We start from the raw sequence: 540 nt of genomic DNA on the forward strand, positions 1-540 counted from the left end.
TGTTTCCACAGTTACTGTCCAGAACACAGAGGCCATCGAGCGTCTTTTTGCAGCCACCGCCCAGAACGCAGAGGCCATTGGGCAAGTTTTTGCAGCCATTGCCCAAACTAGGGAGTCCATCGCTGAGCTGCGGGCCAGCATTGCCGAGCTGCGCCAGGTGGTTGAGCAGCAAAACCGCGCCATTACCTACCTTATGAGCCAAGACTAGGCCCAGAGCTGTGGATCCTCTTCCTTCTGGGCTAGGGCTAGGGAATAATACCCGTTAGTTCCCCTGAGCTGGCCGTCGCCGAACCAAGACTGCAACCGCTACCCCAATTCTTGCTGATCCTTCGCTGGAGATTTGAGAATGTCTGACCGCAACTTCCCAACCAGTTGGCGTGTTTCCCTTGTTTCCTCAGTGTTGGCCGCCGCTCTGGCCGGGCTGATGGCTGCCTGCGGCTCTTCCTCAAGGGGTCCTCTCACGGTTGCCACGCCCACGCCAACTCCGACCCCCACACCAACACCTGTGCCCACTCCAACCCCTACACCAACTCCAACACC

1 protein-coding gene is annotated in these 540 nt (G+C 58.3%); it reads left to right on the forward strand.

The window, feature by feature from the left end:
• Positions 1-208, forward strand: a 208-nt coding sequence (locus NW840_RS05570) for a hypothetical protein (protein ID WP_414342893.1), incomplete at its 5' end; no start/stop codon positions are given.
• Positions 209-540: the final 332 nt, after the last annotated feature.

This window comes from Synechococcus sp. R5-13, assembly GCF_047462015.1.
GTDB lineage: Bacteria > Cyanobacteriota > Cyanobacteriia > Thermostichales > Thermostichaceae > Thermostichus.